This is a genomic window from Kitasatospora sp. NPDC057518 (assembly GCF_042802075.1).
GTDB lineage: Bacteria > Actinomycetota > Actinomycetes > Streptomycetales > Streptomycetaceae > Kitasatospora.
Genome location: NZ_JBHVEU010000568.1, coordinates 1 through 4,959, shown reverse-complemented (window position 1 = coordinate 4,959; position 4,959 = coordinate 1). Strand labels below are relative to the sequence as shown.

5 protein-coding genes and 1 tRNA gene are annotated in these 4,959 nt (G+C 71.1%); 2 read left to right on the top strand and 4 right to left on the bottom strand.

From position 1 onward, the window contains the following. Positions 1-52: 52 nt before the first annotated feature. Positions 53-658 (bottom strand): hypothetical protein, encoded by a 606-nt coding sequence (locus tag ACFU7Z_RS36170; RefSeq protein WP_049660402.1) that lies wholly within the window; start codon positions 656-658, stop codon positions 53-55. 363 nt (positions 659-1,021) lie between these two features. Here ACFU7Z_RS36170 and ACFU7Z_RS36165 point away from each other — a divergent pair, with 363 nt between their 5' ends. After that, complete coding sequence (locus ACFU7Z_RS36165) at positions 1,022-1,231, top strand: DUF5703 family protein (protein WP_037901221.1); 210 nt, start codon at positions 1,022-1,024, stop codon at positions 1,229-1,231. A gap of 157 nt (positions 1,232-1,388) precedes the next feature. Here the strand turns inward: ACFU7Z_RS36165 and ACFU7Z_RS36160 are convergent, their stop codons facing one another. The 3 genes from ACFU7Z_RS36160 to ACFU7Z_RS36150 all read right to left on the bottom strand — a co-directional run bounded on the left by ACFU7Z_RS36160 (position 1,389) and on the right by ACFU7Z_RS36150 (position 4,451). Next, on the bottom strand, positions 1,389-2,270 hold the full coding sequence (locus ACFU7Z_RS36160) for a chaplin (RefSeq protein WP_380782263.1): 882 nt from the start codon (positions 2,268-2,270) through the stop codon (positions 1,389-1,391). A 327-nt stretch (positions 2,271-2,597) separates the two neighbouring features. Then, positions 2,598-2,840 carry a chaplin gene (locus tag ACFU7Z_RS36155; RefSeq protein ID WP_074002312.1) on the bottom strand — a complete coding sequence of 81 codons (243 nt, stop codon included), beginning with the start codon at positions 2,838-2,840 and terminating at the stop codon, positions 2,598-2,600. A gap of 279 nt (positions 2,841-3,119) precedes the next feature. Then, entirely contained in the window at positions 3,120-4,451 is a 1,332-nt protein-coding gene (locus ACFU7Z_RS36150; protein ID WP_049659731.1) for a M20/M25/M40 family metallo-hydrolase, read from the bottom strand. A gap of 304 nt (positions 4,452-4,755) precedes the next feature. On the opposite strand from ACFU7Z_RS36150, the gene ACFU7Z_RS36145 reads away from it, so the two are divergent. Then, positions 4,756-4,840: transfer RNA gene (locus ACFU7Z_RS36145), tRNA-Leu, on the top strand. Positions 4,841-4,959: the final 119 nt, after the last annotated feature.

Below are 4,959 nucleotides of genomic sequence, written 5' to 3'. Positions count from 1 at the left end.
TCCCGGGCCCGCCCGTCGGCCGTCCTGCACGGCGTCGGTCGTCCTGTCCGCGTCAGTCGTCCGGGTCCTCGTCGTCGTAGACCTCGCTCACGTCGAACCGGCAGATCAGCAGCTGCGGGTCGGCGTGCTCGAAGGGCTCGGGCAGCCACTCGCCCGGCTCGGTCGGCTCGGTGGCCGCGACCCAGAGCGTCGAGTCGGCCTCCTCCAGGCCGAACTCCTCGCTGCGGGCGGCGATCTCGTCGGGCTCGTACTCGCCGAACAGCACGCCGATCGCGGCGTTCACCCCGCCCGCGCCGGCGCCGCCCGGGGTCAGCGACTCGTCCAGCCGCTCGGCCTGGGCACGCAGCCGCTCGGGGTCGACGACGTGGTAGTCACGGCGGATCAACACGCTGATCGCCTCGGGCTGTTCGGGGCCGTGGTACCCGCCGGGGCCCTCGTCCCCGGGGATCTCGAAGGGCGTGACCTCGTCGTAGGCCTCGTACAGGAGCTGGTCGTAGGCGATGGCCGCCGTCGCGAGCTGCTCGTAGGCGGCGGTGACGGCGGGATCATCGGCTGCGTTGGGGCTTGACACCGCTTCCAGATGACGGTCGATGGCGGCCTTGACCGCCTCAGCGGCGGCGCGTACCTCGGCAATGGTGGGCTGCGCGGCATCAGACATGGTGCAGACGCTATCTCCCCGCGGTGTCGCCACGCACAGCGGTTGTCACCTACACCCGCGATTTCACCGCAACTTCCCCCCTGATGTCCGATCCATCCCGCTTCGTCCCCACGCGCCACCGGCGCGAAGCGGGCGCGGAGGGCGCACGCCGGGCCCGCCGAGGCCGTCCGGCTGCCGCTTCGCGCGCCGGGATCGGGGTATCCCCTCCACAGTGGCAACAGGACTGATGCACTGTCAGTCGGCGGCCGGGGCCGCACCCGTTCCGACCGTCGCCCGCGCACGGGAGGACGGCCGGAAATACCCGGGCCGACTGTCCGGGGCAGGCCGTAGGCTTGCCTGAAGGTGATCCCCAGGAGGAGCGTTTTGACCCCACGGAAGCCGGTCCGGCAGCCGGAGTACGAGTACCAGTCCCTGCGCATGCCGCGCGGCACCACGCGCAACGCGGCGCGCCAACTGCTCACCGAGCACGCCGAGTACGGGCACTGGGAGCTCGACCGGCTGCGGTTGTTCCCCGACGGCAGCCGGACGGTCCGGCTGAAGCGGCGGATCATCCGGCAGGTCCGGAACTGGTGACGGGCGGGGCACCGCGGCCCCGGGCGGCAGCGAGCCCTCACGCGTCCGCGGCCGCCCGTTCGCTCGGCGGCCGCGGATGCGTCGTTCCTCAGGTACGCCCGGGGGCGGACGCGCACCGGTCCCGTTCAGTGCGCGCCCTGGTTCCCCGCCCGCCGTGTCAGCGGGCGCCGGCCCGGGCCCGGCGGTAGAGCACGCCGCCGCCGAGCAGCATCGCGAGGCCGGCGGCCCCGAGCAGCTCGACGTTGCCGGCACCGGTGGTGGCCAGCTGGGCGGACGGCGCCGGCTTGGCGGCGGGCGCCACGGCGGCGGACGCGGAGGTGGCCGGAGCCACGCCGGTGCGCGCGACGCTCGTCACCTCCTCGGAGGAGGTCTGCGGCGGGGTCGGGCAGGTCTCCACGCAGCCCTCGGCCGGCGGCGTCGGGGTGACCTTCTCGACCTTCTCCACATTGGCGCAGTCGTTGCCGAAGGCCGGGTTGCCGACGCCGGCCACGTTCACCGAGTTGCCGCAGGCGTTGACCGGAACGTCCACCGGCGCCTGGACGCTGTTGCCCGAGAGCACGCCCGCCGAGTTGGCGGCGACACCGGAGGCGCCGGCCCCCGGGACGTCGACACCCGTGCCATCGGCACCCGGAACCTTGGTGGCCGGACCCGCGGCGTCCGGGACAGCACTCGCCGGGAGGGTACTGGCCGGCAGAGTGCTGGCCGGGAGGGTGCCGGCCGGAGCCGTGGCACCCTGGCTCCCACTGGCACTGGAGCTGTCGGTACGGCCGGCGCCGGTGGCGCCGGACTGGCCGCCATGGGCGGGCTTGGACGCCTGATGGCCGCCGCCGCTGACGTTGGCACAGCGGTTGCCGAAGGACGGGTTCAGCAAGCCGATCACATCGATCGTGTTGCCGCAGGCATTGATCGGCACCTCGATCGGCACCTGGACCGAGTTGCCCGAGACGACACCGGGTGAACCGGTGGCCACCCCCTGCGCGTCGGCGCCCCCCGCGTAGGCGTAGCCGGCGGTCGAGGCCAGCACACTGCCGGTGGCCACGGCCGTGAGGATCCCCTTCTTGGCTACTTTCCTCATGTTTTCCCCTGACATTTCGAGACGACGTGTCGACCTTGGCATGAACCTTGCAAAAAAGTCGGAATTTCCGTATATCCGTAAATCACGCAAGGGCTTCGGCTGCACACGGGTTAACGAGAGGCCAACGGGGAGGTTGAGCAACGAAACCCCGCTTCACTCGATCGAGTGATCGTGTCGGATCCCGTGTATCCGGTATCCCGGCGCGGACGCGAACGCCCCCGGCGCGGCGCGTCCGCCGCCCGGGGGCTCGCGTGAGTCGGCTCAACAGGCCCCGACGGCCCGGAGGTCGACTCAGAAGTTGGCGCAGTGGTTGGCGAACGCCGGGTTCAGCACACCCACGACGCTCACGGTGTTGCCGCAGAGGTTGACCGGGATGTGCACCGGAACCTGGATCTGGTTGCCCGAGACGACGCCCGGGGAACCGGCGGCCACACCCTCGGCGGCGGCGCCGCCCTGAGCGGACGCGACACCGGCGGCGGCGAGCACCAGGCCACCGGTGGCGGCGGCGACAGCGGCGATCTTCTTGACCTTCATCATTCCTCCTGTATGGACAACGCAACCCGTTCGGCGGGCTGCACAGGGATGAACGACGCTGCGGCAAACGGGGTACGGAGTGGATCTCCCATTCACCCGCAACGGTGAGATCTCGTACACATGATCGGCCTGGAATTCCGAGCAGAATCGCTTCTGTCGATCTCTTTCTTCCTGTCCCACAATCATCAGCTCGGACAATGCGGTCGGCCCGCCCCCGGAACCCCGGGAGCGGGCCGACCCAGTCACCTGATCAGCGCGGGCACCGCCGCGCGGAACGGCTCAGCAGGCGTCGATGAAACGGTCCAGCACCCGGGCGCCGAACTTCAGCCCGTCCACCGGCACCCGCTCGTCCACGCCGTGGAACATCCCGGCGAAGTCCAGCTCCGGCGGCAGCTGGAGCGGCGCGAAGCCGAAGCAGCGGATGCCCAGGTCCTGGAAGGACTTGGCGTCCGTCCCGCCCGACAGGCAGTACGGCACCGCGCGGGCGATCGGGTCCTCGGCCCGCAGCGCGGTCTGCATCGCCTCGACCAGGGCCCCGTCGAAGCCGGTCTCGATCGCCTTGTCCGAGTGCAGGCTCTCGCGCTTCACGCGCGGGCCGAGCACGCTGTCCAGCTCGGCCAGGAACTCCTCCTCGTAGCCGGGCAGGAAGCGGCCGTCCACGTGCGCGGTGGCCTGACCGGGGATCACGTTGACCTTGTAGCCGGCGCCGAGCATCGTCGGCTGGGCGGTGTTCCGCAGCGTGGTGCCGATCATCTTGGCGATGCCGCCGAGCACGCGCAGCGTCTCGTCCATGTTCTCCGGGTCCAGCTCGACCCCGAGCGCGTCCGACAGCTCGTCCAGGAAGGCCCGGACGGTCTTGGTGATCCGCAGCGGGAACTGGTGCCGGCCGAGCCGGGCGACCGCCTCGCACAGCTCGGTGATCGCGTTGTCGTCGTTCTCCATCGAGCCGTGGCCGGCCCGGCCCTCGACCGTCAGGCGCATCCAGTGCATGCCCTTCTCGGCTGTCTCCACCAGGTAGAGGCGGACCTGGTCGTTGACCGTGAAGGAGAAGCCGCCGACCTCGCCGATCGCCTCGGTCACGCCCTCGAACAGCCCCGGGTGCTTGTCCACCAGGAAGCGCGCCCCGTAGGTGCCGCCGGCCTCCTCGTCCGCGAGGAAGGCCAGCACGATGTCGCGCGGGGGCTTGCGCCCGGTGCGCAGCCGGTCGCGGATGACCGCCAGGGTCATCGCGTCCATGTCCTTCATGTCCACCGCGCCACGCCCCCAGACGCAGCCGTCCGCGATCTCACCGCCGAACGGGTCGTGGGTCCAGTCCGCCGCGTTGGCCGGCACCACGTCGGTGTGGCCGTGGATCAGCAGGCCCGGACGGGAACGGTCCTCGCCCTCGATCCGGACCACGGTCGAGGCCCGCCCCTTCGCCGACTCGAAGATCTTCGGCTCCAGCCCGAACTCGGCGAGCTGCTCGGCCACGTACTCGGCCGCCTTCCGCTCCCCCGGGCCGGATCCGTCCCCGTAGTTGCTGGTGTCGATCCGGATCAGATCGCGACAGATCTCGGCGACCTCCGACTCAGCCGTCACCTTCGGCGCCGCCGACTCGCTCCGCTCGCTCACGGTCACTCCTCGCGTCTTGGGCCCGCACCGACGCACCAGCGCGCCACCCCCAGGACCTGCACCCGGGCCGTACGAGCACGTCCGCCCATCCTCCCCCAGCCCCCGATCCCGATCCAGCCCCCGCACGTTCCCGAAACCCGCTGGTCACGCCCCCGCCACACGCCGCCCCTTGCCCCCGCCACCCGTCGGACCCGCCCGCCGGGAGCCCGCCGGAAACCGTTTTGGGACCCCAAGCCGATCTTTGCTACAGTTACATCTGTCAGCGCGACGGACGAGAGATCGGAAGCCGCGAGGACGACACCTAGTCCGGGTGGCGGAATGGCAGACGCGCTAGCTTGAGGTGCTAGTGCCCTTTATCGGGCGTGGGGGTTCAAGTCCCCCCTCGGACACCGAAAGAAAGGCCCCAGTTGATCTGGGGCCTTTCTGCTTTTCCGGTGCGGATCGCCCCTGTGGCGCGGGTCACCGCTGTGGTGCGACCGCCACGGGCGGATGCCCGGCCGGTGGGAAC